Here is a 26,295-nt window from a genome sequence, read left to right as displayed (position 1 = left end):
CTTATGTCCGAAGTCAATGCACCTACTGAAGTACCTCATGCGAAAAGGGAAGTCAAAGCACATACACTTACATGCAAGACCGATCAGACCAATAAGCAGGTGGCCATATCTCTGCGGAATTTTGTGGTTTTTTTTATTGGTGGTGCTGGAGACCAGGAAAGTTATTACTTCAGTGGGCCAAATAATAATGTCGACGCGGTGCGCGAAATCTTTATCAGAGATGCCAAGGCGTTGAAATTTCCTGTGGGAAAATTTGAGTCGTGGCCTCTTGGCTATAATGATTTCATTAGCGATAAAGACCTATCTGAAAAGGTACTGGCGAAGATCCCTGACTGCTCAACCGCTGTGTACATTGTGGGTCATAGTCTGGGAGGCTGGAATGGCGCCCACCTTTCAGCCACTCTCACGGAGAAGGGCTATACAGTGAGAATGTTATTGACCATCGATCCGGTTGGCGAAGGTGTAATGGTCTGGGGTATTTCCAATATCTACCGGTTGCCACCCAAGCCCAAGGCTCAGTACTGGGTTAATATTCGCGCTGCGCCGAAGATAACGAACGTATCAGATACGGTTGCTAGTTTTGGTGAACAATGGGAGGTTTCTACCGGGCCTAATGTAATGGGGCGCGTAGATGTGAATCATGCGGATGCAAATATTATGTATTTGCGGCCGTTGGATAACGGCAAGACTGCTCGTCAGATTTTTAACGAGTCGGTCTTGAGTTTTTTCAAGGAATGAACATCGTGTCTCGATTTTTTTTGATGGGTTTATTGGTCATATGTTCTGGATGTTCAATGAATCACGAAAAGCCGGCTGCGAAGCTGTTTTATTCCGGTGTTGATGAGTTGGAAGACACCGGAATCTATCAGGTTCACTTTCTCGCCGATGTGGAATTACTCGAGTTGTTCACATCACATATAAGCCAAGGGTTGGTATGTACTGTGGATGATGATGTGGACTTTTCTGTTGGGCACCAGATAAAACGCTCCGGTTTTGGCCTTGTTGAGCGCGATGAGAGTGGCGCTGCAAACGAGTACAAAGCCGACGTGATTTTCAGAGAGTCGACTGGCGAAAAGGGCGCGGAAATCTTTCCGGAGGGGCCGGTGCTCAATCGTTGGTTTACGAACAGACGTTTTATTTCCTGCGTGTTCCGCGTTCATACGACTCCTTACAAAACGTATTTTTCCCAAATCATGCGTGTGCCAACTGCCGACCTGGCGCGAGCTATCAACAGGGAGTGAATCCTTCATTCATCCAGGCTCCTTTTCTGGCGGGAGGGAGCCTGATCTCGATTGCTCCTCTGCCGCCTTTCAATGTCCGCTGAGCAGATGCATGCAGCGCCTTTCGCAGAAAATCTTTAATACCTTGGCTTTTTCTCCGTTGATCCTTACGAAGCACGATTTGTACCCGCGACAAGACAAGCTCGCCACTTGCGCGAATCCCAAAATATGGGATTGATATTTATATATTGAGATTTTAGCCCGCCCGGGTTTATAGTCCGTCGCACTCACTGCCAAAAACAAAACAGGTGAAGCGATGCAGGCGCAATTGATCGCGCTCGATTGGGGGACGACCTCATTACGTGCTTACAAACTCGCGGCGGACGGTGTGGTGCTGGAGCAGCGTGCGCTGTCGTCCGGGATCATGCAGTTGCCCAAGACCCCGCGAATCATCCACGGCCGTGAATGCGCCGATGGTTTTGAACTGGCCTTCGACGAGGCCTGCGGTGACTGGCTCGATGCGCAGCCGGATCTGCCGGTGATCGCTTGCGGCATGGTCGGCAGTGCGCAGGGCTGGCGCGAAGCGCCTTACTGCGAAACGCCAGCCGACGTCGCCCATCTCGGAAATTCCCTACAAACCGTTGTCAGTCTGCGCGGTACGCCGGTGCATATCGTCCCGGGCGTGATCCAGCGTTCGCGTCTGCCGAATGTAATGCGCGGCGAAGAAACCCAAGTCCTCGGCGTGCTGCAAAGTCTGCCGGTCGAGGCGGGTAATGATCTGCTGATCGGCCTGCCTGGCAGCCACTCGAAGTGGGTGGAGGTGGTCGATGGCCGCATCACCCATTTCGACACGTTCATGACCGGCGAAGTGTTTGCCGTGCTCAGCGAGCACAGCATTCTCGGCCGTACCCAACAACCGAGCGCGACCTTCGATGCGCAGGCGTTCGATCGCGGCGTGCAAATCGCGCTGTCGACAGATGCCGAGCTCGGTGTGCTCTCGACCTTGTTCAGCGCCCGCACCCTCGGCCTGACCGGTGAACTGAGCCCGACTGCTCAGGCGGATTATCTGTCCGGTCTGATGATCGGCCATGAGCTGGCCGCGCTCGCCAATGTGCAGCGGCGCCGGCGCAATCAAGCGAATCTTCCAGCGATCGTGCTCATCGGCAATGCGCTTCTGTGCGCACGCTATCAACGCGCCCTCGACGCCTGCGGCTTTGCTCGGGTGACGCTGGCCGAGCAGGCGACCGAGCGTGGCCTGTGGCAACTGGCGCGCGCCGCCGGACTGATCGATTCCTCATCCCGTTAACCCTGACTGGAGGCCTGACATGCTCAAGCAAGCACTGGCACAAAACGGTCTGATCGCGATTCTGCGTGGCCTGCAACCGCAGGAAGCGGCGGCTGTCGGAGAAGTCCTGTATTCCGCCGGATTTCGCGTCATCGAAGTACCGCTCAATTCCCCATCGCCGTACGAAAGTATCCGCATCCTGCGTGATGCGCTGCCCGCCGATTGCCTGATCGGTGCTGGCACGGTGCTCAGCCCCGAGCAGGTCGAGCAGGTCAAAGCTGCTGGCGGCCAAGTGATCGTCATGCCGCACAGCGATGCCAAGGTGTTGCGCGCGGCGAAAGCGGCGGGGCTGTACCTGTCGCCGGGTGTGGCCACGCCGACCGAAGCCTTCGCCGCACTGGCTGAGGGCGCGGACATTCTCAAGCTGTTTCCGGCCGAGCAAATGAACCCGGCGGTCGTCAAGGCCTGGCTGGCGGTGTTGCCAGCCGGCACGGTGCTGGCGCCGGTCGGCGGGATCACACCGGACAACATGCAGGCCTTTATCGATGCCGGTGTGAAAGGTTTCGGCCTCGGTTCCGGTCTGTTCAAACCGGGCATGACGCCCGAGCAGGTGGCGGTCAATGCCAAGGCCTACGTGGCTGCCTGGAAAGCCCTGCGTTAAGACTTTTTGGCGCTGTGTGCGCTGCATCTAATAAAAGCTGCATTTACAAAAGAGAGCAGAGATGAAAATCACCAAACTCACGACCTTCATCGTTCCGCCGCGCTGGTGCTTCCTCAAGGTCGAAACCGACGAGGGCGTGACCGGTTGGGGCGAGCCTGTGGTCGAAGGGCGCGCGCATACCGTAGCTGCTGCGGTGGAAGAATTGTCCGACTACCTGATCGGCAAAGACCCACGCAATATCGAAGACATCTGGACCGTGCTCTATCGCGGTGGCTTCTACCGTGGCGGCGCGATCCACATGAGCGCGCTGGCCGGTATCGACCAAGCGCTGTGGGACATCAAGGGCAAGGCCCTCGGCGTGTCGGTCAGCGATCTGCTCGGTGGCCAGGTGCGCGACAAGATTCGTGTGTATTCGTGGATCGGCGGCGACCGTCCGGCGGACACCGCGCGTGCGGCGAAAGAAGCAGTGAGCCGTGGTTTCACTGCGGTAAAAATGAACGGCACCGAAGAACTGCAGTTCCTCGACACTTTCGAGAAAGTCGACCTCGCCTTGGCCAACGTTGCCGCCGTGCGTGATGCGGTGGGGCCGAACGTCGGTATCGGCGTCGATTTCCACGGCCGCGTGCACAAGCCGATGGCCAAGGTGCTGATGAAGGAGCTCGACCCGTACAAACTGATGTTCATCGAAGAACCGGTGCTCAGCGAAAACTACGAAGCATTGAAAGAACTGGCGCCGCTGACCAGCACGCCGATTGCCCTCGGCGAGCGTCTGTTCTCGCGCTGGGACTTTAAACGGGTGTTGAGCGAAGGCTACGTCGACATTATCCAGCCGGATGCCTCCCACGCTGGCGGCATCACCGAAACTCGCAAGATCGCCAACATGGCCGAAGCCTACGACGTCGCGCTGGCGCTGCATTGTCCGCTGGGACCGATCGCGCTGGCTGCCTGTTTGCAACTCGACGCGGCTTGTTACAACGCGTTTATCCAGGAGCAGAGCCTGGGCATCCATTACAACGAGAGCAACGACTTGCTCGACTATGTGAAGGATCCGCGCGTGTTCGACTACGACCAGGGCTTCGTGAAGATTCCGAACGGCCCGGGGCTGGGCATCGAGATCAACGAGGAATACGTGATCGAACGCGCCGCCGTCGGCCATCGCTGGCGCAACCCGATCTGGCGCCATGCCGATGGCAGCTTTGCCGAGTGGTGATCTCCTGATTCAGCACTGATCCCTGTGGGAGCGAGCCTGCTCGCGAATGCAATGTCACATCCGCCATCCATGTGACTGACCCGACGCTTTCGCGAGCAGGCTCGCTCCCACAGTTTGATCTCCAGGGAGAGGAGATCTGCGTCATGACCTCAACAAACATAAAAAGAGGCTCTCCTCATGCAAACGCATACCCTCTCCGGGCAGGCGTCTTTAGTCACGCCTAGCCGCAAGCGATTTTTCATCATGGTGTTGCTGTTCATCACCGTGGTCATCAACTACCTCGACCGCAGCAACCTGTCGATTGCCGCGCCGGCGCTGACCAGTGAGCTGGGCATCGATCCGGTTCACGTCGGTCTGATCTTCTCCGCCTTCGGCTGGACTTACGCTGCCATGCAGATCCCCGGCGGCTGGCTGGTCGATCGCGTGCCGCCGCGCATCCTTTACAGCGTCGCGCTGCTGCTGTGGTCGGTGGCCACGGTGATGCTCGGTTTCGTCAGCAGCTTCATCGCCCTGTTCGTGCTGCGCATGGCCGTCGGTGCGCTGGAGGCGCCCGCCTATCCGATCAACAGCCGCGTGGTCACCACCTGGTTTCCTGAGCGCGAGCGCGCCACGGCGATCGGTTTCTACACCTCCGGACAGTTTGTCGGCCTGGCCTTCCTGACCCCGGTGCTGGCGTGGCTGCAACATGCATTCGGCTGGCACATGGTGTTCGTCGCCACCGGTGCGGTGGGCATTCTGTGGGCGCTGATCTGGTACGCGGTGTATCGCGAGCCGCGCGATTTCAAAGGCACCAATCAGGCGGAGATCGACCTGATCCGCGAAGGCGGCGGGCTGGTCGATATCCAGGCCGAGGCGGCCAAGGTCAAGGCCAGATTCAGTTGGACCGATCTGGGCATCGTCCTCAGCAAGCGCAAGTTGTGGGGCATCTACCTCGGCCAGTTCTGCCTGAACTCGACGCTGTGGTTCTTCCTCACCTGGTTTCCGACCTATCTGGTGAAATATCGCGGCATGGACTTCATCAAGTCCGGTCTGCTCGCATCGCTGCCATTTCTTGCCGCGTTCGTCGGCGTGTTGTGCTCGGGATTCTTTTCCGACTTCCTGATCCGGCGCGGCTACACCGTGGGCTTCGCGCGCAAGTTGCCAATCATTGGCGGGCTGCTGATTTCGACTTCGATCATCGGCGCCAACTTTGTCGAGTCGACGCCGCTGGTGATTGCCTTCCTCGCCCTGGCATTTTTTGGCAACGGTCTGGCGTCGATCACCTGGTCACTGGTGTCGACGCTGGCACCGGCGCGGTTGCTCGGCCTGACCGGTGGCGTGTTCAACTTCATCGGCAATCTTTCGGCGATCGCTACGCCGATCGTGATCGGCTTCCTCGCCAGCGGTGATTCGTTCGCGCCGGCGATCACCTACATCGCCGTGCTCGCGCTGGTCGGTGCCTTGTCCTACGTGCTGCTGGTGGGCAAGGTCGAGCGTATCGAGTTGTAGTGCTCAGTCTCGGGCGACCATAATGCCGCCCGTTCCTTCGCTCAACGGTAAAAGGCTGGATATGCAGGAAGACGCCCCGGAAAAAACCAAGGACGCCGCGCCCACCGGCACCCAGACGCTGCTGCGCGGCCTCGGTGTGGTGCAGGCGGTGGCCAGTGGCGCGCGTGATCTCAAGGAGATTGCCCGGCTGATCGGCACCACGCGCAGCACTACCCATCGTCTGGCCAGCTGTCTGGTCGACGAGCGTTATCTGCGCGTGGTGCCGCAAATCGGTTATCTGCTCGGGCCGAAACTGATCGAACTGGGCTTTCAGGCCCGCGAAGAGTTGCCGCTGGTGACGTTGGCCGGGCCGTATCTGGATGAGTTGTCGGCGCTGACCGGCGATACCGTGCACCTCGGAATCCGCGAAGGCGACGAAGTGCTGTACCTGCTGAAGAATCCAGGGCGCAACGGCCCGGAAATGCGCTCACGGGTTGGCCATCGCATGCCGCTGGTACGCACCGGGATCGGCAAGGCCTTGATGCTCGATGATTCGCCGCAGGATTGGCGGCGGCTGTACGACATCAGCCTGCCGGCGGGTGGCAAAAGTCAGTTCTGGCCGCAGCATCCGCAGCAATCGTGGGAGCAGCTGGAGCAGCGCATGGGCGAATACGTTGCCGGTGGCTACGCGTTCGATCTGGAAGACAACGAACCGTCGATCCGCTGTGTGGCGGCGCCAATTCGTGATGCGAGCAAGGGCATCGTCGCGGCGATCAGTATCGCCAGCACCGTGCCGTACATGCCGCTGGAAAAAATGGCCGAGTTGATCCCCCTGCTCAAAGGGGTCACAACCCGGCTGTCGGCGGAGCTTGGTTTGAAGGTATAGCCCTAAGGTTTAGGCCTTCAGCGTCGCCATGTCGATGACGAAGCGGTACTTGACGTCACCGGCAATCATCCGCGCGTAGGCTTCGTTGATCTGGCGGATGTCGAGCATTTCGATGTCGCAGGTGATGTTGTGTTCGGCGCAGAAATCCAGCACTTCCTGGGTTTCGGCGATACCGCCGATCAGGGAGCCGGCCAGTACGCGACGGCTCATCACCAGTTTGCCGGCGTGCACGGGCGGGTTCACTGGCTCGATCAGGCCGACCAGAATGTGCACGCCGTCGAAACGCAGGGTGTCGAGGTACGGGTTCAAATCGTGTTGCACCGGAATGGTATCGAGCAGGAAGTCGAAGTAGCCGGCCGCGGCCTTCATCTGCTCGGCATCGGTGGAGACGATGACGTGATCGGCGCCCTGACGGCGACCTTCTTCAGCCTTGCTCGCCGAACGGGTGAACAGCGTGACTTCCGCGCCCATGGCCTTGGCGAACTTGATGCCCATGTGGCCGAGGCCACCCATGCCAAGAATGCCGACCTTGTCACCGGCCTTGACGCCGTAGTGCTTGAGCGGCGAGTAAGTGGTGATGCCGGCGCAGAGAATCGGTGCGGCGCTGGCCAGTGCGAGTTTCTCGGGGATGCGCACAACGAAGTGTTCGCTGACCACGATGCTGTCGGAGTAACCGCCCATGGTGTTGCTGCCATCAACCCGATCCGGGGTGGCGTAGGTCATGGTCGGGCCTTCGAGGCAATATTGCTCGAGGTTCGCCTGGCAGGCTTCGCAGCTGCGGCAGGAGTCGACCATGCAGCCGACGCCAACCAGATCGCCTACCTTGTGACGGGTGACATTCGCACCGACTGCGGTGACTTTTCCGACGATCTCATGGCCAGGCATCAGCGGATAAACGGCGATGCCCCATTCGTTGCGTGCCTGATGGATGTCGGAATGGCAGACGCCGCAGTAGAGAATTTCGATCGCCACGTCGTCGGCGCGCGGGCTGCGGCGTTCGAATTTCATCGGGGCGAGGGGGGTGGTGGCCGATTGGGCGGCATAGCCGATGGCGGTGTACATGGGTGACCTCGCAAAAACAGTGACAAGTGAGGCGGTGAATTCTGGCCGTCAGACGCGGGTGCGGCCATGACGATTTCTCCGGGTCTCATGCCTAATCCTCCGGCATGCGGGTTTCGGCGATCGCATTGGTCAGCGGATCTGCGATGATGTTTTCATCCCCTTTTCCGTGAATTTTACGAAGACCTATTCGATGCAGTTGACCCGTCATCTTGATGCCAATGCCCGGCTGGTTTCGCTGATCGAACCGCTGGCGCTGCGCGATGGCTACAGCCAGACCGGCCTGCCCGGTGTGCAGATCCTGCGCGCCAGTTGCGACGTCGCCCGTGGCCCGCACATTTACGAGCCGAGCCTGATGATCATCGCCCAGGGCAGCAAACTGGCGTTCCTCGGCCCACGAACCATGGAATACGGCGCCGGGCATTACCTGATCCAGGCGCTGCCGGTGCCGTTCGAATGTGAAACTTTTGCCTTGCCCGATGCGCCATTGCTCGGTGTGTCGGTGGCGATTGATCGCGTCCTGCTCGGCGAATTGGTGCTGGCTATGGGGCTGGCGCCGGGTCGGCATATTCCGGCGCAGACGCCGGAGTCGATGACCTCGGTGGTGCTCGACGATGGCATGCGCGGTTGTGTCGAACGGCTGCTTAGCTGTCTGCACGATCCGCTGGAATGCCAGATTCTCGGCCCGGCGCGGGTCCGCGAGTTGTTGTTCGTTGCGTTGCGCGGGCCGCAGGCGGATGTATTGCGTGCGTTGGTCGAGCAACAAGGGCAATTCGCCCGGGTGGCGGCGTCGATCAGCCATCTGCATGCGCATTACACCGAGCCGCTCAATGTCGAGACACTGGCCGGTTGCGCGAACATGAGCGTGTCGACGTTTCATGAGCATTTCAAGCGCAGCACGTTGTTGTCGCCGGTGCAGTATCTCAAGCGTTTGCGCTTGTTGAAGGCGCAGACGCTGCTGGTGGCGGAGGGGCTGGGTGTCGCGCAGGTGGCGCATCGGGTGGGGTATCAGAGCACGTCGCAGTTCAGCCGCGAGTACAAGCGCTACTTCGAACGCAGCCCGGGGGATGAGCGCGCTGCCTGATCCGCCGATATTCCCTGTGGGAGCGAGCCTGCTCGCGAAGGCGCTGGATCAGTCGACATCATCTTCATATGACACACCGCTTTCGCAAGCAGGCTCGCTCCCACAGTTGTTTTGTGGTGTCAGGGGAATTTTGGGCAACAAAAAGGCCCCCATTTCGGGAGCCTTGTTGTTCAGCGTTTCGTCTTACATGTTCGGGTAAGTCGGGCCGCCGGCACCTTCCGGCGCCACCCAGGTGATGTTCTGCGCAGGATCCTTGATGTCACAGGTCTTGCAATGCACGCAGTTCTGGGCGTTGATCTGGAAGCGCTTCTCGCCATCTTCCTTGGTAATCACCTCGTATACGCCGGCCGGGCAGTAACGCTGCGCCGGTTCGTCGTACAGCGGCAGGTTTTTGCTGATCGGGATGCTCGGGTCGGTCAGCTTCAAGTGGCACGGCTGCTCTTCTTCGTGGTTGGTACCAGAGATGAACACCGAGCTGAGTTTGTCGAAACTCAGTTTGCCGTCAGGTTTCGGGTAATCGATCTTCTTGCAGTCGGCCGCGAGCTTGAGGCAGGCGTAATCCGGCTTGGTGTCGCGCAGGGTGAACGGCAGTTTGCCGCCGAAGATGTTCTGGTCCAGCCAGTTGAAACCACCGCCGATGATCGCGCCGTACTTGTGGATCGCCGGGCCGAAGTTACGGCTGGCGAACAGTTCTTCATGCAGCCAGCTGTTCTTGAATGCGTCGACGTAAGTGGTCAGTTCGACGGTGCAATCCTGCTCGGCAAACAGCGCATCGGCTACCGATTCCGCCGCGAGCATGCCGGACTTCATCGCGGTGTGGCTGCCTTTGATCTTGGCGAAGTTCAGGGTGCCGAGGTCGCAACCGATCAGCGCGCCGCCCTTGAAGACCATTTTCGGCAGCGAGTTCAGGCCACCCTTGGCGATGGCGCGGGCGCCATAGCTGACGCGCTTGCCGCCTTCCAGATATTGCTTGAGCACCGGGTGATGCTTGAGGCGCTGGAACTCATCGAACGGCGACAGGTAAGTGTTGCTGTAGGACAGGTCGACGATCAGACCGACCACCACCTGATTGTTTTCCAGGTGATAGAGGAACGAGCCGCCGGTGTTCTCGGTGCCCATGATGTCCAGCGGCCAACCGGCGGTGTGCACCACGAGGCCCGGCTGATGCTTGGCCGGGTCGATTTCCCAGATCTCTTTCAGACCAATGCCGTAATGCTGCACGTCGGCATCGCTGTCGAGGTTGTAGCGCTTGATCAGTTGCTTGCCGATGTGGCCACGGCAGCCTTCGGCGAACAGCGTGTATTTGCCACGCAGTTCCATGCCAGGGGTGTACAGGCCTTCTTTCGGGTTGCCTTCACGGTCGACGCCCAGATCACCGGTGATGATCCCGCGCACTACGCCGTTTTCATCGATCAGCGCTTCCTGAGCGGCGAAGCCCGGGTAGATTTCCACACCCAGATTCTCGGCCTGCTGAGCCAGCCAGCGGCACAGGTTGCCCAGGGAGATAATGTAGTTGCCTTCGTTGTGCATGGTCTTGGGCACAAAGAAGTCGGGAATCTTCTGCGCGCTGTCGGCGTTTTTCAGTACGAAAATGTCATCGCGCGTGACTGGCGTGTTCAGCGGTGCGCCGAGTTCTTTCCAGTCCGGGAACAGTTCGTTCAGGGCGCGGGGTTCGAACACCGCACCGGAGAGGATGTGCGCGCCGACTTCGGAGCCTTTTTCGACCACGCAGACGCTGATTTCCTTACCGGCGTCAGCGGCCTTCTGCTTCAAGCGGCAGGCGGCGGACAGACCAGCGGGGCCGGCACCGACGATGACGACGTCGAATTCCATGTATTCGCGTTCCACAGGCTATCTCCTACTCAAGGCTCAACAGTTTTTTTTCTAATATGGAGGTTTGATCTCGCATCCGTATTGCCTTTACGTTAACGTCAAAGGGAATATTGGCGAATCCACCTTTCTCTCTAGGCGGCGCATTATATCTACACCACTCCTAGCGTCCAATACAAACGTTTGTTTGAATCGCCTCCAGCCCTGATAAATCAAAGAAGCGCGGCTTATGACAGGGCATTTTGGCGTATTGACCAGAATGGGCGTTCCGGTCAAGATACGGGCGGTTTTGCGCTCGCCGTAGGCAGACTGGCGGTTTCAAGAGCACCTCTAAAGACAGGGCACAGGCAGTAGACGGTGATGCGCAGCGCAAGTCCGGCGCGCAGTTTACACAGCGTGAGAATGAATGACCCGACAGTCACCCCTGACGAACGGTCACCGCTCTTCGCGAAGTGAATCACCTCACATTCAAGCCGGCGTTTTTAGAGGTGCCCTTGTCGCCCGATGAGCATCATCCGCCAGGTTCGCCTAGGCGACTTTCTTTTCACCGGAGAGTAACGAGGAATCCATGAAGGTTCTTGTAGCTGTCAAACGCGTTGTGGATTACAACGTCAAGGTCCGCGTCAAGGCGGACAATTCCGGCGTCGACCTCGCCAACGTCAAGATGTCGATGAACCCGTTCTGCGAAATCGCCGTGGAAGAAGCCGTACGCCTGAAAGAGAAGGGCGTTGCGACTGAAATCGTCGTCGTCTCGATCGGCCCGACCACCGCTCAGGAGCAGCTGCGTACCGCACTGGCTCTGGGTGCCGACCGCGCCATCCTCGTCGAATCCGCTGAAGACCTGACCTCGCTGGCCGTGGCCAAGCTGCTCAAGGCCGTTGTCGACAAGGAGCAGCCTCAGCTGGTGATCCTTGGCAAACAGGCGATCGACAGCGACAACAACCAGACCGGCCAGATGCTCGCGGCACTGAGCGGCTACGGTCAGGGCACCTTCGCTTCGAAAGTCGAAGTCTCCGGCGACAGCGTTGCCGTGACTCGCGAAATCGACGGCGGCGCGCAGACCGTTTCGCTGAAACTGCCGGCCATCGTCACCACCGACCTGCGTTTGAACGAGCCGCGCTATGCGTCCCTGCCAAACATCATGAAAGCCAAGAAGAAGCCTCTCGAAGTGCTGACTCCGGACGCTTTGGGCGTTTCCACCGCCTCCACCAACAAGACCCTGAAAGTCGAAGCGCCGGCTGCACGCAGCGCGGGCATCAAGGTCAAGTCGGTGGCTGAACTGGTTGAAAAACTCAAGAACGAAGCGAAGGTAATCTAAATGACTATCTTGGTTATTGCTGAACACGACAACAAAGTGTTGGCCCCGGCCACACTGAACACCGTGGCTGCTGCGGCCAAAATCGGCGGCGACATCCACGTTCTGGTAGCAGGTCAGGGCGCAGGCCCGGTGGCCGAAGCCGCAGCGAAAATTGCTGGCGTGAGCAAAGTCCTGAATGCTGACAACGCCGCTTACGCGCATCAGCTGCCGGAAAACGTTGCACCGCTGGTTGCAGAGCTGGGCGCTGGCTACAGCCACATCCTGGCTGCCGCGACCTCCAACGGCAAAAACATCCTGCCGCGCGTTGCTGCTGCGCTGGACGTTGACCAGATCTCCGAGATCATCTCGGTAGAAAGCGCTGACACTTTCAAGCGTCCGATCTACGCCGGTAACGCCATCGCCACCGTGCAATCGACCGCCGCGATCAAAGTGATCACCGTGCGTGCCACCGGTTTCGATCCGGTTGCTGCTGAAGGTGGTTCGGCTGCCGTTGAAGCCGTTGGCGCTGCCCACGACGCCGGTACCTCGAGCTTCGTCAGCGAAGAGCTGGCCAAGTCCGATCGTCCTGAGCTGACCGCTGCCAAGATCGTCGTCTCTGGCGGCCGCGGCATGCAGAACGGTGACAACTTCAAACACCTGTACGCGCTGGCCGACAAGCTTGGCGCTGCTGTTGGCGCTTCGCGCGCTGCGGTCGACGCAGGTTTTGTACCGAACGACATGCAGGTCGGTCAGACCGGCAAGATCGTTGCGCCACAGCTGTACATCGCCGTCGGTATCTCCGGCGCGATCCAGCACTTGGCCGGTATGAAAGACTCCAAAGTGATCGTTGCGATCAACAAGGACGAAGAAGCGCCGATCTTCCAGGTGGCCGATTACGGTCTCGTGGCGGATCTGTTCGAAGCAGTACCTGAGCTGGAGAAGCTGGTCTAATCCGGCGTCTTCACTTATAAAGAGCCCGGCCTGTTGGTCGGGCTTTTTTTTGTCTCGAATTTCAAGCGGGAGGGTTTTGCCATGGATCTGCGCTGCGGATGGTTGTTGGGATGGGTGCTGTTGCCAGGTCTGGCCACGGCCGCTGGCAAGTGCGAGCGCCTGGTTGTCACCGGCAGCCCGGATGCGCCGCCCTATCTGTGGCAGGACCCGCAAAACCCCAAGCGCCTGATCGGCGCCAGTGCCGATCTGTTGCAGCAAGTGGCCAAGGATCTGGGCATCAAAGTTGACCTGCTCTACGCCGGCAAACGCTCGCAGGCCCTCGATGAAGTGCGCAGCGGGCGCATGGACATGCTGGCCGACGCGCCGTTGACCGTGAATGAGCTGGAAAACCTCGACTACATCCATCCGCCACTGCTGGAAAACGACTATCTGGTGTGGACGCGCAAAGGCTCGACGCTGTCCTACGGCGAGGCCAGCGACCTGAAGGGCCATGCCGGCGCGGTGTCGGAAAAGTCTCGGATGACCCAGGCATTCGGCACTTTCGCCGAACAGAATCTGACCCTGACGCGGACAGCCAATCTTACCCAGGCCCTGCAGAAACTTCTTTTGGGCGAGGTGGAATATGTTCTCGCCGGACGGTATTCAGGCCTGGCCGCCGCGCAGACATTGGGCATGACCAGCGATCTGTTGGCGTTCGAACAACCCATCGACCGGCCGGGTCTGTTCCTCGCGGTTTCGCATAACTCGGCCTGCAACGATCCGTGGTTGCGCGGACAGCTCGCCAAAAAGATGACAGAATTGCCCGCGTCCGGACTGACGGAAGCCGCGCTGCAAAGCAACATCGAGCGCTGGAAGGCGCAACAGCAACAGCCGCCACAACCTGTCAGTGCCCCAAAACAGTAGGGATTCTTAGTGAGTATTCGACCTCTTTTCGCGGCTGTGGCCGTTCTGGCCCTGGCCGGGTGCGCATCCGATCCGGCACCCAGTGAACAAATGCGTTTGACCGAACAAGCCATCGTGCAGGCCAAGGCAGTCGGCGCTACCGCCGACGAAGTGCCGGAAATGCAACTGGCCGAAACCAAATACAACCGCGCCAAAGGCAGCATGGCCGACGAGTCCTATCGCAACGCGCGCATGCGTGCCGAGCAGGCGGAACTGGATGCACGTCTGGCCGAGGCCAAGGTGCTGACGAAAAAAAGTGAAGAACAGCTGAATGTGCTCAATACCCGCATTGTCCGCCTGCGCAAGCAGCTGCAACTGGGGGAAGCACAATGAGCCTCAAGTCCAACGCTTTCGGCATCCTGCTTCTTGCCGGTTGCGCCAGCCTGTACGGCTGCGCCGGCCAGCACAGTGAGGCGGCGCTGCAACAGGCCGGCGCTGATTTCCAGAAGGTCAAGGAAGATTCCAACGTCCTGCGCATTGCGCCGAAAGACGTGATCCGCGCCGGCGAATCCCTGGCCCGTGCCGATCGGCTGTCGACCTATTGGGGCAGCGGTGCCGACGTGGTGCATTACGCCTACTTGAGCCAGCGCTACAGCGAAATCGCCCGCGAGCACACCAACCAGGCGCTCAACGAGGAACGCGCAGCCAAGCTCGAGCTTGAGCGTCAGCGTCTGCAACTGGCTCTGCGCGAGTCGAAGCTGCTCAGTGTGCAGCAGCAGGGCAAGTGGCTGGAGGAACAGATCGAGGCGCTGGCCACCACTCAGACCGATCGGGGGCTGGTCATGACCCTCGGCGACGTGTTGTTCGACACCGGCCAGGCGGAACTGAAAAACTCGGCCAACCGTGTCGTGCTGAAGATCGTCCAGTTCCTGCAACTCAACCCCAAGCGCGTGGTGCGCATCGAGGGCTACACCGACAGCACCGGTGGCAAACAGGAAAACCTCAAACTGTCCCGCGATCGTGCGCAGTCGGTAGCTGACGTGCTGGTCGATCTGGGCATCGATGAAAAACGCATTCAGGTCGAAGGTTATGGCGACCAGTTCCCGGTTGACGCCAACGCCTCCGAGCGCGGCAGGGCGCAGAACCGCCGGGTGGAAATCGTGTTCTCCGACGAAAAAGGCCAGCTCGGCGCCGCCCGCTGAGGGCTGCGTCTCTGGAAAGCCCGGACTGTCATGCAGTGCCGGGCTTTTTTATGTCTGTCGATTGCTGCGCAAAACCGTACAGATGGGGCAGACACCCCACTGTACGGTCGAGTAATCTGGCAACTGTCCCAGTACACTTCTAAACTGTTCCGGTATTGTTTCAGACAAGAATAAAACGCCCGTGAAATCGAGTGCTGCGTCATGACCAATCTCTTGCTCTACCAACGTATTGCTCAGCAACTGGCCGAAGACATCCGCCGTGGTGTCTATCAACCGGGGGAGCGCGTGCCTTCGGTGCGCAAGATGAGTTCGCAGCTCAACGTCAGCCATGCGACGGTGTTGCAGGCTTACGCCAACCTTGAAGATCAGGGCCTGATCCGCGCTCGGCCGCAGTCGGGTTACTACGTGCACCAGACCCCAGCGCTGACCGCGCCGACGCCGGATATTGCCCGGGTCGAACGGCCGGGGCTGGTGACGCGCAGCAGCATCATCCAGCAGGTATTGGTCGAGTCGCGGCGCGAAGGCGTGTTTCCGCTGGGCGCTGCGGTGCCGAGTGTCGATTATTTACCGGTGCGCGCGCTGCATCAGCAACTGGCCAAGGTCACCCGGTTTCACAGTCCACGGGCGTTCAGCTACATGTTCAGCCCCGGCTTCGAACCGCTGCGTCGGCAAGTCGCGATCCGCATGCGTGACGCCGGCGTGGTGGTCGATCCGTCGGAAGTGGTGATTACCCACGGCTGTGTCGACGCCTTGCAGATGTCATTGCGTGTGCTGACCCGGCCGGGGGATCTGATCGCTGCCGAATCACCGACCTATTACGGCCTGCTGCAACTGGCCGATCTGCTTGGCCTGAAGGTCATCGAAATCCCCAGCGACCCCGCCACCGGCATGAGCCTGGAAGCCTTGCAACTGGCCGCCAACCAGTGGTCGATCAAGGCGCTGGTGCTGACCACGCGCCTGAGCAATCCCCTCGGCGGAACCATGCCGGAAGAGCGGCAGAAACAGTTGTTGCGTCTGGCCTCGGATTTCGACATTCAGATTGTCGAAGACGATATCTACGGCGAACTGATGTTCGAGCAGGGCCGTACCAAGGCGCTGAAGGCTTACGACAGGCTGGATCGGGTGATCTACTGCTCGAGCTTCTCCAAAACCTTGTCGCCAGGTGTGCGTATCGGCTGGATGATCGCCGGCAAATACCAACAGGAAATCCAGCGCCTGCAAACCTTCAGCACCCATTCGGCGTGCAGCGTCACGCAGATGGCGATTGCCGCGTATCTGGAAAACGGCGGTTATGACCGGCATTTACGCTACATCCGCCAGGAGTACCGGAAAAACCTCAGCGCGTTCCAGCTGGCGGTTCAACAGCATTTCCCTGAAGGCACGCAGATGTCCCGGCCAACGGGCGGTTTCATCCTTTGGGTGAGCTTGCCGGGGCGGGTCAACACCCAGGAATTACATGTCCGCGCACTGCAACAAGGCATCAGCATCGCGCCGGGGCTGATCTTCAGCAACACCGAGCAGTTCAACCACTGTATCCGGCTCAATTGCGGCATTCCGTGGAACCGCGAGGCGGAGCGCGCGCTGATGACGTTGGGTCTGTTGGCCACCCAACTGTGTCAGGAAATGGCTGGCGGATTCTGAACGGGGAGGGCGCTGAGGCTTGTCATGTGACGCACAACAAGCGAGCATGTGGCCCTCTGCCGTTAGTTCGTTGGGTCCATGAAAGCCATTGTTCCTGCCGCGTGGGTATTGCTGGGTTTGTTGATGATCGGTCAGGCACCGGGTGTCATGGCGGCCGCAGCCCAGGAAAAACCGGCAGCGACCAGTACGACGAAGAAAGCCGTCAAAACCGTGGCTCCGGCAAAAAAAGCCCAGGCCAAAACAAACGCCACGGTGAAGAAGCGCCGCCCGGTTGCCTCGAAGTCGAAATCCGCGAGCGAAGTGGCCAAGACCAAATTGCCGCCGGCAAAACTCGATCTCAGCCTGCCCAAGGATATGGTTGAAGACCTGAAGCCACAGGGCACCGTAGAACTGCCCAAACGCGAGGCGATCCTGCCGCAGATGTTTGGCGAAAAAGATAACGGCTTCCAGCTCAACGGCCGCTTGCTCAGCAATGAAATGGAGTTGCAATTGCGCAACGAAGCGCGACGCGATGTGGAAGGCGCGGCGCTGGATTTCGAATTCAAGCAATAGATGCAGGCCTCTGCGACGCGCAGAGCAGACGCTTCGTCGGAGACTGCCCGGTCACTTTTACTTATCGTTGAAAAGCCGCTTGCAGCAATTTGAAACAGCTGTTTTAGCGGTTACTCTGTTCCCCGTCTCTTTACACATCGCCCGTCGCGAGGATCTATTCGTCATGAAATGCCGTGAAGGCTGTGGCGCTTGCTGCATTGCCCCCTCCATCAGTTCGCCGATCCCCGGCATGCCCGATGGCAAACCCGCCGGCGAACGTTGCGTGCAACTGTCGGTCGATAACCTGTGCAGCATTTTCGGCCGTCCGGAACGTCCGGCTGTGTGCTCGGGTTTCGCTGCGGATGTCGAGGTTTGCGGCAGCAGTTCAGAAGAAGCGATCAGATTGATCGGCTGGTGGGAGCAGATGACGGCGGCGTGATGTGTTCACCAACGGAACTTCAACAATAAGGAATAAAACTATGGGTTCGCTGCACCGTATCGCTGTGTTGTGTGGTCTGACTGCCGTACTTGCCAATTCGGTCGTCCACGCGGAAGACTGGAAAGTTGCCAAGAACGAAGACGGCATCAAGGTTTCCCTGAGCGAAATACCCGGTTCGGATTACAAGTCCTACCAAGGCGTTGCGCTGATGAAAACCACCGTTGCCAAACTGCGTGCCTTGCAGGAAGACGTCTCCGGCGCCTGCGCGTGGATTCACGAATGCAAGAGCCAGAAACTGCTCAAGCACGAAGGCGATCTGAGCTGGACCTATTCGCAATTCAATACGCCGTGGCCGGTGACCCCGCGTGATTCGGTGTTGAAGATCACCACTGTTGAGGGCGCCGATGGCAGCCTGACCCGTAATCTTGAAGGCGTGCCGACCTATCTGCCGGAAGAAAAAGGCTTCGTGCGGGTTCAGCAAGTCAAAGGCTTCTGGAAGTTCGTGCCTAAAGGCGATCAGGTTGAAGTGACTTACCAGGTGCACACCGAGCCGGGCGGTAGCGTGCCGGCCATGGTCGCCAACAAGTTTGTGGTCGATGCGCCATTCAATACCCTGAAAGCGCTGAAAGAACGCGCCGAGAAATAATCAATTGGCTGTAAGCAAAACGCCCCGATCGCTTCGGGGCGTTTTGTTTTGTCTCTAAATTGTATTTCCAGATATGCGTTGCACGAAATTTTCACAAAGTCTCCAAGACAATTCGCCCGCACTTGTTGACTGCCATTGCGTTGCCAGCCTTCGAATGAAAGTCTCGAAGGGCTGGGCAGTAATCAATGGCAATGGTGTGAACGATCGTGCAACATTTGCGCACCGCGCACGCCCCGGGGTCTGGATTGACCAATAGAGGGCATGGCGCCGCTGTATTTTTGCAACTTCAACTTCCAATGGGTCCTAAAACGACATGGCAAACCCGGACGCCCTGAGTCAGCAGCGATCTTCTGCTCGTCTGCTGCAACCGACCGTCAAATCGCATCTGGCCTACACGCTGCTGTGCGCGCTGGTCATGATGGTGATGTTTTCCGCGCTGCGCCTCGCGCTGCTGGTCTACAACCGCGAGATGATCCTCGACACCCCGGCCGCGACCTTCCTTGAAGCGTTCGTCAACGGTCTGCGTTTCGACCTGCGCCTGGTGGTCTACCTGTGCATTCCGCTGGTGCTGGCGCTGTTCAGTGCCCGGGCCATGGCCGCGCGCGGTTTCTTCCGTCTGTGGCTGACCGTCGCCTCGAGCATCGCGCTGTTCCTCGGCCTGATGGAAATGGACTTCTACCGCGAGTTTCACCAGCGCCTCAATGGTCTGGTGTTCCAGTACGTGAAGGAAGACCCGAAAACCGTAATGAGCATGCTCTGGTACGGTTTCCCGGTGGTGCGCTACGTGCTGGCGTGGGTAATCGGCACGGTCATTCTGACCCTGGCGTTCAAAGGTGCCGACCGCGCCACCCGCCCGCGCGGACCGTTCAGCGGCGGCAGCGTCAGCTCCCGTCAGGTTGCGCCGTGGTACACCCGCCTGGCGGTGTTCGTGGTCTGCCTGCTGATCTGCGTGGTCGCCGCTCGCGGCACCCTGCGTCAAGGTCCGCCGATGCGTTGGGGTGACGTCTACACCACCGATTCCAACTTCGCCAACCAACTCGGCCTCAATGGCACGCTGTCGCTGGTCGCCGCAGCCAAGGCGCGCATGGGCGAAGACCGCGACAATATCTGGAAAGCCACGCTGCCGCAGGAACAGGCGCAGCAAGTGGTGCGCGACATGCTGCTGATGCCGGACGACAAACTCGTCGATGCCGACATCGCCGCTGTTCGCCGCGACTACATGCCGCCGGCTGACAAGACCCTGCCGATCAAGAACGTCGTGGTGATCCTGATGGAAAGCATGGCCGGTCACTCGGTCGGTGCTTTGGGCGCGCCGGGCAATATCACCCCGTACCTGGACAAGCTGTCGAAGGAAGGTCTGCTGTTCGACCGCTTCTTCTCCAACGGCACCCACACCCACCAGGGCATGTTCGCGACCATGGCCTGCTTCCCCAACCTGCCAGGTTTCGAATACCTGATGCAGACCCCGGAAGGCAGCCACAAACTGTCCGGCCTGCCGCAGCTGCTCAGCGCCCGCGACTATGACGACGTCTACGTTTATAACGGCGACTTCGCCTGGGATAACCAGTCGGGCTTCTTCAGCAACCAGGGCATGACCAACTTCGTTGGCCGCAATGACTTCGTCAACCCGGTGTTCTCCGATCCGACCTGGGGCGTGTCCGACCAGGACATGTTCGATCGTGGCCTGCAGGAACTGAAGGCGCGGGAAAACGGCAAGCCGTTCTACGCGCTGCTGCAAACCCTGTCCAACCACACGCCGTACGCCTTGCCGACGCCATTGCCGGTCGAGCGCGTGACTGACCGTGGCAGCCTCAACGAACACCTGACCGCCATGCGCTACTCCGATTGGGCGCTCGGCCAGTTCTTCGAGAAGGCGCGCAAAGAGAAGTACTTCAACGAAACCCTGTTCGTCATCGTCGGCGACCATGGCTTCGGCAACGAGCGCCAGATCACTGAAATGGACCTGGGCCGCTTCAACGTGCCGATGCTGATGATCGCCCCGGGCATTCAGCAGAAGTTCGGTACCCGCGACCACACCGTGGGCACGCAGATCGACATCGTGCCGACCATCATGGGCCGTCTCGGTGGCGAAGTGCGTCACCAGTGCTGGGGCCGTGACCTGCTCAACCTGCCGCAGGGCGATACCGGTTTCGGTGTGATCAAGCCATCGGGCAGCGAACAGACCACCGCCATTGTCACCGCCGACCAGATTCTGGTGCTGCCGCGTGACAAGGACATGGGCCCGAAAATCTGGCAATACCAGCTCGGCGCCAACCCGCACGCCGAAGTAGTGCCGGACGCGCCGCGCACTGCCGAACTCAAACTCAAACTTGAGGCGTTCCTGCAAACCGCGACCAAGAGCCTGCTCGATAACACCGCCGGTGTCATTCACGGCAAGCCGGACTGATAACTGGTTAAAGTCCACGCAATAAAAAAGAGGCCCTTGAACAAGGGCCTCTTTTTTTACCGCGTCAAATCGTCATATCTTGCCGAGTAACAACAGCACCAGCAGCACGACCAACACCACGCCGATAATGCCCGACGGGCCATAACCCCAACTTCTTGAGTGCGGGAAGACCGGCAGACCACCGATCAGCAACAGGATCAGGATGATGATTAGAATTGTGCCCATGGGTGATTTCCTTGTTCAGAGTCTGGAAGAGTCTTGATGCTCAGTGGGCAGCTGGAGAGCAACTAAATTCCAGCCGGCTTACATGTTCCGACTTGCGCCGATGAAAAAAAATTCAATGTTTTTTTAATGTATTTGGATTGCTCGGTTATTTCCTTTCCAGCAAAAAGATCGCAGCCTCGTTGCACTCGTCAGCTCCTACATGAGACCAACCGGAAAACAATGACGGCTGGAATCTTTTGATCCTCCATTCAGCAACTGGATGGAGCGTGGGCGAACGAACTTCCTTCGCTACACTCGGCGCATCTCTCCCGGAACAACAAGGCTGTCCGCTATGCAAAATCGCATGATGATCACTGGTGCAGGCTCAGGCCTGGGTCGCGAAATCGCGCTGCGCTGGGCCCGTGAAGGCTGGCGGCTGGCCTTGTCCGATGTCAGTGAGCCCGGCCTGCAGGAAACCCTGAAACTGGTGCGCGAGGCGGGCGGTGACGGCTTCATCCAGCGCTGTGACGTGCGCGATTACAGTCAGCTCACGGCCTTCGCCCAGGCCTGCGAAGAGAAGCTCGGCGGCATCGACATCATCGTCAACAATGCCGGCGTCGCCTCGGGCGGGTTTTTCAGCGAATTGTCGCTGGAAGACTGGGACTGGCAGATCGCGATCAACCTGATGGGCGTGGTCAAAGGCTGCAAGGCGTTCCTGCCGCTGCTGGAAGAGAGCAAGGGCAAGATCATCAACATCGCCTCCATGGCCGCGTTGATGCAAGGCCCGGCAATGAGTAACTACAACGTGGCCAAGGCCGGCGTAGTGGCGTTGTCGGAGAGTCTGCTGATCGAACTGGCGCAGCAGGAAGTGGCGGTGCATGTGGTTTGCCCGTCGTTCTTCCAGACCAACTTGCTCGATTCTTTCCGTGGCCCGACTCCGGCCATGAAAGCCCAGGTCGGCAAGTTGCTGGAAAGTTCGCCGATCAGCGCCGCCGACATCGCTGACTACATCTATCAGCAAGTCGCCGCCGGCGAATTCTTGATTCTGCCCCACGAACAAGGGCGCATGGCCTGGGCGCTCAAACAGAAGAATCCGCAACTGCTCTACAACGAAATGACTTCCATGGCCGAGAAAATGCGCGCCAAGGCCAAACAAAACAACGCTTGATCTTGTTCGATGCCCGTCGCGTCGTTAGGGTGGCCGCCAATGGTCACCCTGTCGAGATGCGCTCATGCTCAATTACTTGTGGTTCTTCCTTGCGGCGCTGTTTGAAATCGCCGGCTGTTTTGCCTTCTACATGTGGCTGCGCCAGGGCAAGAGCGCGTTGTGGGTGATTCCCGCGTTGCTCAGCCTGACCCTGTTCGCGCTGTTGCTGACCCGTGTTGAAGCGGCCTACGCCGGGCGCGCCTATGCCGCGTATGGCGGGATCTACATCGTTGCTTCGATTGGCTGGCTGGCGGTGGTCGAGCGGGTGCGTCCGCTGGGCTCGGACTGGATTGGCATGGCCCTGTGCGTGGTCGGTGCCAGCATCATTCTGTTCGGGCCGCGCTTTTCCGCTGCCTGAGGCTTTTGTGCGAAGTGTCTGACAGCTGCGGGCGTGGGCGCCTGTAGGGCAAGACTGATTTGCTCGTCGTGGATTGTGAAGACGCTGTAAGCCGCGCATCTTCAGGGTTTGCCAGTCCTGAAGGATGAATCCCATGCTTGTACTCAGCCGTGTGGTCGGTGAGTTGATTTCAATCGGAGACGACATCACCCTGCGTGTTCTGTCGGTCAATGGCTCCAGCGTGCGCTTCGGCGTCGAGGCGCCGAAAAAGGTCCATGTACACCGCGCCGAGGTCTATGACCGGATCAAGCGCAAGGAGGCTGCGGCGAAGGCTGGCTGACGGCTTCAGTCGAACAGATGCTTGGGTACGTCGTGCTTGAGCATCAGCTGGCACTGTTCGCTTTCCGGGTCGAACACGATCAATGCCTGGCCTTTGGTCAGTGCCTGACGCACGCGCAGGACGCGGGTTTCCAGCGGGGTGTCATCGCCGTTGTCGGTACCGTCGCGGGTGACGAAATCCTCGATCAGGCGGGTGAGGGTGTCGACTTCAAGCGCGTCGTGGGGAATGAGCATGGGCACCTCGGTCAAATCAATGTCGGGATGCTACGGGGATTGGGTTTTGTCTGCCAGTTCTGTATCGGTCTTGCCGACCCATTCGCGAGCAGGCTCGCTCCCACCTTTGAAATGCGATCCCTGTGGGAGCGAGCCTGCTCGCGAAAGCGGTTATCTATTCACCGAAGGCTCAACTGTCAGAACGCTGCCCCACCAGACTGTCCACCGGCGGCACCCGGGTTTCGCTTTCCATCTGCGTGTCATGCTCAATCTGATGGCTGAAGCGATCCAGTGAGGCATTGGCTGGCGCCGCATCGCTGGCGAAGACCGGCGGGCTCAGAATGTACGCGCCGAGCAAACGGCTGAGCGCCGCCAGGCTGTCGATGTGCGTGCGTTCGTAGCCATGCGTGGCATCGCAGCCGAAAGCGAGCAGGGCAGTACGAATGTCGTGGCCGGCGGTGACCGCCGAGTGCGCATCGCTGAAGTAATAGCGGAACATGTCACGGCGCACCGGCAATTCGTGTTCATCGGCCAGACGCAACAGATGCCGCGACAGGTGATAGTCATACGGCCCGCCGGAATCCTGCATTGCCACGCTCACCGCGTGTTCGCTGGAGTGCTGGCCGGGGGCGACCGGTGCGATGTCGATGCCGACAAACTCGCTGACGTCCCACGGCAATGCCGCCGCTGCACCGCTGCCGGTTTCCTCGGTGATGGTGAACAGTGGATGGCAATCGATGTTCAGTTCCTGGCCACTGTCGACAATCGCCTTGAGCGCGGCGAGCAGTGCGGCAACGCCGGCCTTGTCGTCGAGGTGGCGGGCGCTGATATGACCGCTTTCGGTGAACTCGGGCAGCGGGTCGAAGGCCACCACGTCGCCGACATGAATGCCCAGCGACTCGCAATCGGCCTTTGTCGTGCAGTAGGCGTCCAGACGCAGCTCGACATGGTCCCAACTGATCGGCATTTCATCGACCTGGGTGTTGAAGGCGTGCCCGGACGCCATCAGCGGCAACACGCTGCCGCGAATCACCCCGGTGTCGGTAAACAGGCTGACCCGGCTGCCCTCGGCAAAGCGGCTCGACCAGCAACCGACTGGCGCGAGGGTCAGGCGACCGTTGTCTTTCACCGCACGCACAGCAGCGCCGATGGTGTCCAGGTGCGCAGACACCGCGCGGTCAGGGCTGCTCTTTTTGCCCTTCAACGTCGCGCGGATGGTCCCGCGCCGGGTCATTTCGAACGGAATGCCCAGTTCTTCGAGACGCTCGGCGACATAGCGCACGATGGTGTCGGTGAAACCGGTAGGGCTGGGAATGGCGAGCATTTCCAGCAGGACTTTTTGCAGGTAAGCCAGATCCGGTTCAGGGATTTGTGTAGTCATGGTCATGGAAACTCCTGATGGGTTGAGCACATCGATGGTTTCGATGAGGAAAATTGGTGGTGACGTTCAGGGCCTCTTCGCGAGCAGGCTCGCTCCCACATTTGGAATGCACTCCCCTGTGGGAGCGAGCCTGCTCGCGAAGGCGTCAGCCGGAACAACGATGGTTCAAGAGACAGCCGGCTGACTATGCGGAAACAACAGATCGACAAAGCGTTCCGCCGTCGGCTGCGGTTCATGGTTGGCCAGGCCGGCGCGTTCGTTGGCTTCGATGAACACGTACTCGGGCTGATCCGCCGCCGGCACCATCAGATCGAGCCCGACCATCGGAATGTCCAGCGCCCGCGCCGCGCGCACTGCCGCGTCGACCAGGGTCGGATGAAGAATGTCGGTCACGTCTTCCAGCGTACCGCCGGTGTGCAGATTGGCCGTGCGCCGCACGAACAGATGCTCGCCGGCCGGCAGGATGCTGCTGTAGTCGTAACCGGCAGCGTGCAGCGTGCGTTGGGTTTCGTGGTCCAGCGGGATCTTGCTTTCGCCACTGGTGGCGGCTTGCCGACGGCGACTCTGCGCTTCGATCAGCGCACCGATCGAATGCTGACCATCGCCAACCACTTCCGCCGGACGGCGAATCGCCGCCGCTACCACTTCAAAACCGATCACCACGATGCGCAGATCAAGGCCTTCGTGGAAGCTTTCCAGCAGCACGCGACTGTCAAACTGCTTGGCGGTTTCGATGGCCTTCTGCACTTCTTCGATGGTGCGCAGATCCACCGCGACGCCGTGGCCCTGTTCGCCATCGAGAGGCTTGACCACCACCCGTTGGTGCTCATCGAGGAAGGCCAGGTTGTCGTCGGCGTTGCCCGCCAGTTGCTGCGCGGGCAGTTTCAGACCTGCGCCTTTCAGCACCTTGTGGGTCAGGCTTTTGTCCTGGCACAAGGTCATGCTGATCGCACTGGTCAGGTCGCTCAGCGACTCGCGGCAACGCACGCGACGGCCGCCATGGCTGAGGGTGAACAGCCCGGCGTCGGCGTCATCCACTTGCACGTCGATGCCGCGTCGATGCGCTTCTTCGACGATGATCCGCGCGTAAGGATTGAAATTCGCCTCCGGGCCCGGGCCGAGAAACAGCGGCTGGTTGATGCCGTTCTTGCGCTTGATGGCGAACGTCGGCAGGTTGCGGAAACCCAGTTTGGCGTAAAGATTTTTCGCCTGGCGGTTGTCGTGCAGCACCGACAGATCCAGATAAGCCAGACCACGACTCATGAAGTGCTCGACCAGATGTCGCACCAGCACTTCGCCGACGCCGGGGCGCGAGCAATGCGGGTCGACCGCCAGGCACCACAGGCTGCTGCCGTGTTCCGGGTCGTTGAAGGCTTTTTCATGATTGAGACCCATGACACTGCCGATCACCGCGCCGCTGTCCTCGTCTTCCGCCAGCCAGTACACCGGGCCGCCCTGATGATGTGGGGTGAGCAGCTCCTGATCGATCGGCAACATGCCGCGCGCCTGGTACAAACGGTTGATGCCCTGCCAGTCGGTTTCGCTTTGCGCACGACGAATGCGGAAGCCGCGAAACACCCGCGTGGCCTGCCGGTAATCGCTGAACCATAAACGCAGGGTGTCGGATGGATCGAGAAACAGCTGCGTCGGCTCGAGGCCGAGAATCTGCTGCGGTGCGGCAACATACAGGGCGATATCGCGTTCACCGGGCTGCTCGTTGAGCAGCTCCTGCGCGAGCGACGCCGGGTCGGGAAAGGTATGGCCGATCAGCAGCCGGCCCCAGCCGCAATGCACGGCAATCGGGGCGGTGGCAGGCTCGCTGCCGTCTTCGGCCAGGCGCGCCTGCAAACGTTCATACGACGGGGCCTGACCACGCAACAGGCGTTGGTTGATGGACGTGGCATGGGGTTTCATCA

The 26,295-nt window shown here is 59.7% G+C and carries 27 protein-coding genes; 21 read left to right on the top strand and 6 right to left on the bottom strand.

Going from position 1 to position 26,295, the window contains the following annotated elements; all coding sequences use genetic code 11:
* The first annotated feature begins 3 nt into the window (after nucleotides 1-3).
* The 7 genes from AB4N85_RS14070 to AB4N85_RS14040 all read left to right on the top strand — a co-directional run bounded on the left by AB4N85_RS14070 (nucleotide 4) and on the right by AB4N85_RS14040 (nucleotide 6,729).
* Entirely contained in the window at nucleotides 4-738 is a 735-nt protein-coding gene (locus AB4N85_RS14070; protein ID WP_252868078.1) for an alpha/beta hydrolase, read from the top strand.
* Nucleotides 739-794: 56 nt separating this feature from the next.
* Nucleotides 795-1,241, top strand: coding sequence for a hypothetical protein (locus tag AB4N85_RS14065; RefSeq protein WP_236168413.1), 447 nt, complete (start codon nucleotides 795-797; stop codon nucleotides 1,239-1,241).
* 295 nt (nucleotides 1,242-1,536) lie between these two features.
* On the top strand, nucleotides 1,537-2,526 hold the full coding sequence (locus AB4N85_RS14060; protein ID WP_041479409.1) for a 2-dehydro-3-deoxygalactonokinase: 990 nt from the start codon (nucleotides 1,537-1,539) through the stop codon (nucleotides 2,524-2,526).
* 19 nt (nucleotides 2,527-2,545) lie between these two features.
* Nucleotides 2,546-3,166 carry a 2-dehydro-3-deoxy-6-phosphogalactonate aldolase gene (locus AB4N85_RS14055; protein ID WP_071173195.1) on the top strand — a complete coding sequence of 207 codons (621 nt, stop codon included), beginning with the start codon at nucleotides 2,546-2,548 and terminating at the stop codon, nucleotides 3,164-3,166.
* A 61-nt stretch (nucleotides 3,167-3,227) separates the two neighbouring features.
* Nucleotides 3,228-4,376, top strand: a complete 1,149-nt coding sequence (gene dgoD / locus AB4N85_RS14050) for a galactonate dehydratase (RefSeq protein WP_016770960.1) — start codon at nucleotides 3,228-3,230, stop codon at nucleotides 4,374-4,376.
* Between the two features lie 177 nt (nucleotides 4,377-4,553).
* Complete coding sequence (locus AB4N85_RS14045) at nucleotides 4,554-5,864, top strand: MFS transporter (RefSeq protein ID WP_130888462.1); 1,311 nt, start codon at nucleotides 4,554-4,556, stop codon at nucleotides 5,862-5,864.
* Between the two features lie 61 nt (nucleotides 5,865-5,925).
* Nucleotides 5,926-6,729: an IclR family transcriptional regulator gene (locus tag AB4N85_RS14040; RefSeq protein ID WP_016770958.1), complete on the top strand. Its 804-nt coding sequence runs from the start codon at nucleotides 5,926-5,928 to the stop codon at nucleotides 6,727-6,729.
* Between the two features lie 9 nt (nucleotides 6,730-6,738).
* On the opposite strand, the gene AB4N85_RS14035 is transcribed toward AB4N85_RS14040, so the two are convergent.
* Nucleotides 6,739-7,791, bottom strand: a complete 1,053-nt coding sequence (locus AB4N85_RS14035; RefSeq protein WP_016770957.1) for an NAD(P)-dependent alcohol dehydrogenase — start codon at nucleotides 7,789-7,791, stop codon at nucleotides 6,739-6,741.
* Between the two features lie 190 nt (nucleotides 7,792-7,981).
* Between AB4N85_RS14035 and AB4N85_RS14030 the strand changes: the two genes are divergently transcribed.
* Complete coding sequence (locus AB4N85_RS14030) at nucleotides 7,982-8,872, top strand: AraC family transcriptional regulator (RefSeq protein ID WP_016770956.1); 891 nt, start codon at nucleotides 7,982-7,984, stop codon at nucleotides 8,870-8,872.
* A gap of 183 nt (nucleotides 8,873-9,055) precedes the next feature.
* Here the strand turns inward: AB4N85_RS14030 and AB4N85_RS14025 are convergent, their stop codons facing one another.
* Complete coding sequence (locus tag AB4N85_RS14025) at nucleotides 9,056-10,720, bottom strand: electron transfer flavoprotein-ubiquinone oxidoreductase (RefSeq protein WP_016770955.1); 1,665 nt, start codon at nucleotides 10,718-10,720, stop codon at nucleotides 9,056-9,058.
* Between the two features lie 550 nt (nucleotides 10,721-11,270).
* On the opposite strand from AB4N85_RS14025, the gene AB4N85_RS14020 reads away from it, so the two are divergent.
* The 10 genes from AB4N85_RS14020 to AB4N85_RS13975 all read left to right on the top strand — a co-directional run bounded on the left by AB4N85_RS14020 (nucleotide 11,271) and on the right by AB4N85_RS13975 (nucleotide 20,698).
* A complete protein-coding gene (locus tag AB4N85_RS14020; RefSeq protein WP_007908338.1) occupies nucleotides 11,271-12,020 on the top strand; it encodes an electron transfer flavoprotein subunit beta/FixA family protein in 750 nt (249 codons plus the stop codon).
* Complete coding sequence (locus AB4N85_RS14015) at nucleotides 12,021-12,950, top strand: electron transfer flavoprotein subunit alpha/FixB family protein (protein WP_016770954.1); 930 nt, start codon at nucleotides 12,021-12,023, stop codon at nucleotides 12,948-12,950. It abuts the gene before it with no gap.
* 81 nt (nucleotides 12,951-13,031) lie between these two features.
* Nucleotides 13,032-13,853: a substrate-binding periplasmic protein gene (locus AB4N85_RS14010; RefSeq protein ID WP_252868076.1), complete on the top strand. Its 822-nt coding sequence runs from the start codon at nucleotides 13,032-13,034 to the stop codon at nucleotides 13,851-13,853.
* A 9-nt stretch (nucleotides 13,854-13,862) separates the two neighbouring features.
* A complete protein-coding gene (locus AB4N85_RS14005) occupies nucleotides 13,863-14,225 on the top strand; it encodes a DUF4398 domain-containing protein (protein WP_038860459.1) in 363 nt (120 codons plus the stop codon).
* Entirely contained in the window at nucleotides 14,222-15,034 is an 813-nt protein-coding gene (locus AB4N85_RS14000) for an OmpA family protein (protein ID WP_041478241.1), read from the top strand. The genes AB4N85_RS14005 and AB4N85_RS14000 overlap by 4 nt, the downstream gene beginning before the upstream one ends.
* A 201-nt stretch (nucleotides 15,035-15,235) precedes the next feature.
* Complete coding sequence (locus AB4N85_RS13995; RefSeq protein WP_041478242.1) at nucleotides 15,236-16,675, top strand: aminotransferase-like domain-containing protein; 1,440 nt, start codon at nucleotides 15,236-15,238, stop codon at nucleotides 16,673-16,675.
* A 78-nt stretch (nucleotides 16,676-16,753) separates the two neighbouring features.
* Nucleotides 16,754-17,227, top strand: coding sequence for a translation initiation factor 2 (locus tag AB4N85_RS13990; RefSeq protein WP_076563781.1), 474 nt, complete (start codon nucleotides 16,754-16,756; stop codon nucleotides 17,225-17,227).
* Between the two features lie 163 nt (nucleotides 17,228-17,390).
* Nucleotides 17,391-17,645 carry a YkgJ family cysteine cluster protein gene (locus AB4N85_RS13985; protein ID WP_016770949.1) on the top strand — a complete coding sequence of 85 codons (255 nt, stop codon included), beginning with the start codon at nucleotides 17,391-17,393 and terminating at the stop codon, nucleotides 17,643-17,645.
* A gap of 40 nt (nucleotides 17,646-17,685) precedes the next feature.
* Nucleotides 17,686-18,291 carry an START domain-containing protein gene (locus AB4N85_RS13980; protein ID WP_460064764.1) on the top strand — a complete coding sequence of 202 codons (606 nt, stop codon included), beginning with the start codon at nucleotides 17,686-17,688 and terminating at the stop codon, nucleotides 18,289-18,291.
* A gap of 313 nt (nucleotides 18,292-18,604) precedes the next feature.
* Nucleotides 18,605-20,698: an LTA synthase family protein gene (locus AB4N85_RS13975; RefSeq protein ID WP_041478246.1), complete on the top strand. Its 2,094-nt coding sequence runs from the start codon at nucleotides 18,605-18,607 to the stop codon at nucleotides 20,696-20,698.
* A 72-nt stretch (nucleotides 20,699-20,770) separates the two neighbouring features.
* Here the strand turns inward: AB4N85_RS13975 and AB4N85_RS13970 are convergent, their stop codons facing one another.
* The gene (locus tag AB4N85_RS13970; RefSeq protein ID WP_003183939.1) at nucleotides 20,771-20,923 is read right to left on the bottom strand and encodes a DUF3309 family protein; all 153 of its coding nucleotides are present in this window, start codon (nucleotides 20,921-20,923) and stop codon (nucleotides 20,771-20,773) included.
* 331 nt (nucleotides 20,924-21,254) lie between these two features.
* Between AB4N85_RS13970 and AB4N85_RS13965 the strand changes: the two genes are divergently transcribed.
* The 3 genes from AB4N85_RS13965 to csrA all read left to right on the top strand — a co-directional run bounded on the left by AB4N85_RS13965 (nucleotide 21,255) and on the right by csrA (nucleotide 22,786).
* Nucleotides 21,255-22,070 carry an SDR family oxidoreductase gene (locus tag AB4N85_RS13965; RefSeq protein WP_041478247.1) on the top strand — a complete coding sequence of 272 codons (816 nt, stop codon included), beginning with the start codon at nucleotides 21,255-21,257 and terminating at the stop codon, nucleotides 22,068-22,070.
* A 64-nt stretch (nucleotides 22,071-22,134) separates the two neighbouring features.
* Nucleotides 22,135-22,467 (top strand): YnfA family protein, encoded by a 333-nt coding sequence (locus AB4N85_RS13960; RefSeq protein ID WP_016770946.1) that lies wholly within the window; start codon nucleotides 22,135-22,137, stop codon nucleotides 22,465-22,467.
* Between the two features lie 133 nt (nucleotides 22,468-22,600).
* Nucleotides 22,601-22,786: a carbon storage regulator CsrA gene (csrA, locus tag AB4N85_RS13955; protein ID WP_024013891.1), complete on the top strand. Its 186-nt coding sequence runs from the start codon at nucleotides 22,601-22,603 to the stop codon at nucleotides 22,784-22,786.
* Nucleotides 22,787-22,791: 5 nt separating this feature from the next.
* On the opposite strand, the gene AB4N85_RS13950 is transcribed toward csrA, so the two are convergent.
* From AB4N85_RS13950 to ngg, 3 genes are all read right to left on the bottom strand, one after another.
* On the bottom strand, nucleotides 22,792-23,019 hold the full coding sequence (locus AB4N85_RS13950; RefSeq protein WP_003172962.1) for a YheU family protein: 228 nt from the start codon (nucleotides 23,017-23,019) through the stop codon (nucleotides 22,792-22,794).
* Nucleotides 23,020-23,188: 169 nt separating this feature from the next.
* Entirely contained in the window at nucleotides 23,189-24,379 is a 1,191-nt protein-coding gene (locus AB4N85_RS13945) for an osmoprotectant NAGGN system M42 family peptidase (RefSeq protein ID WP_024013890.1), read from the bottom strand.
* Between the two features lie 165 nt (nucleotides 24,380-24,544).
* Nucleotides 24,545-26,293, bottom strand: coding sequence for an N-acetylglutaminylglutamine synthetase (ngg, locus tag AB4N85_RS13940; protein WP_252868075.1), 1,749 nt, complete (start codon nucleotides 26,291-26,293; stop codon nucleotides 24,545-24,547).
* Nucleotides 26,294-26,295 lie beyond the last annotated feature (2 nt).

This window comes from Pseudomonas sp. H1_G08, assembly GCF_054681355.1.
Note: the sequence above shows the minus strand (reverse complement) of the source record. Positions and strands in the feature narration are given on the sequence as shown.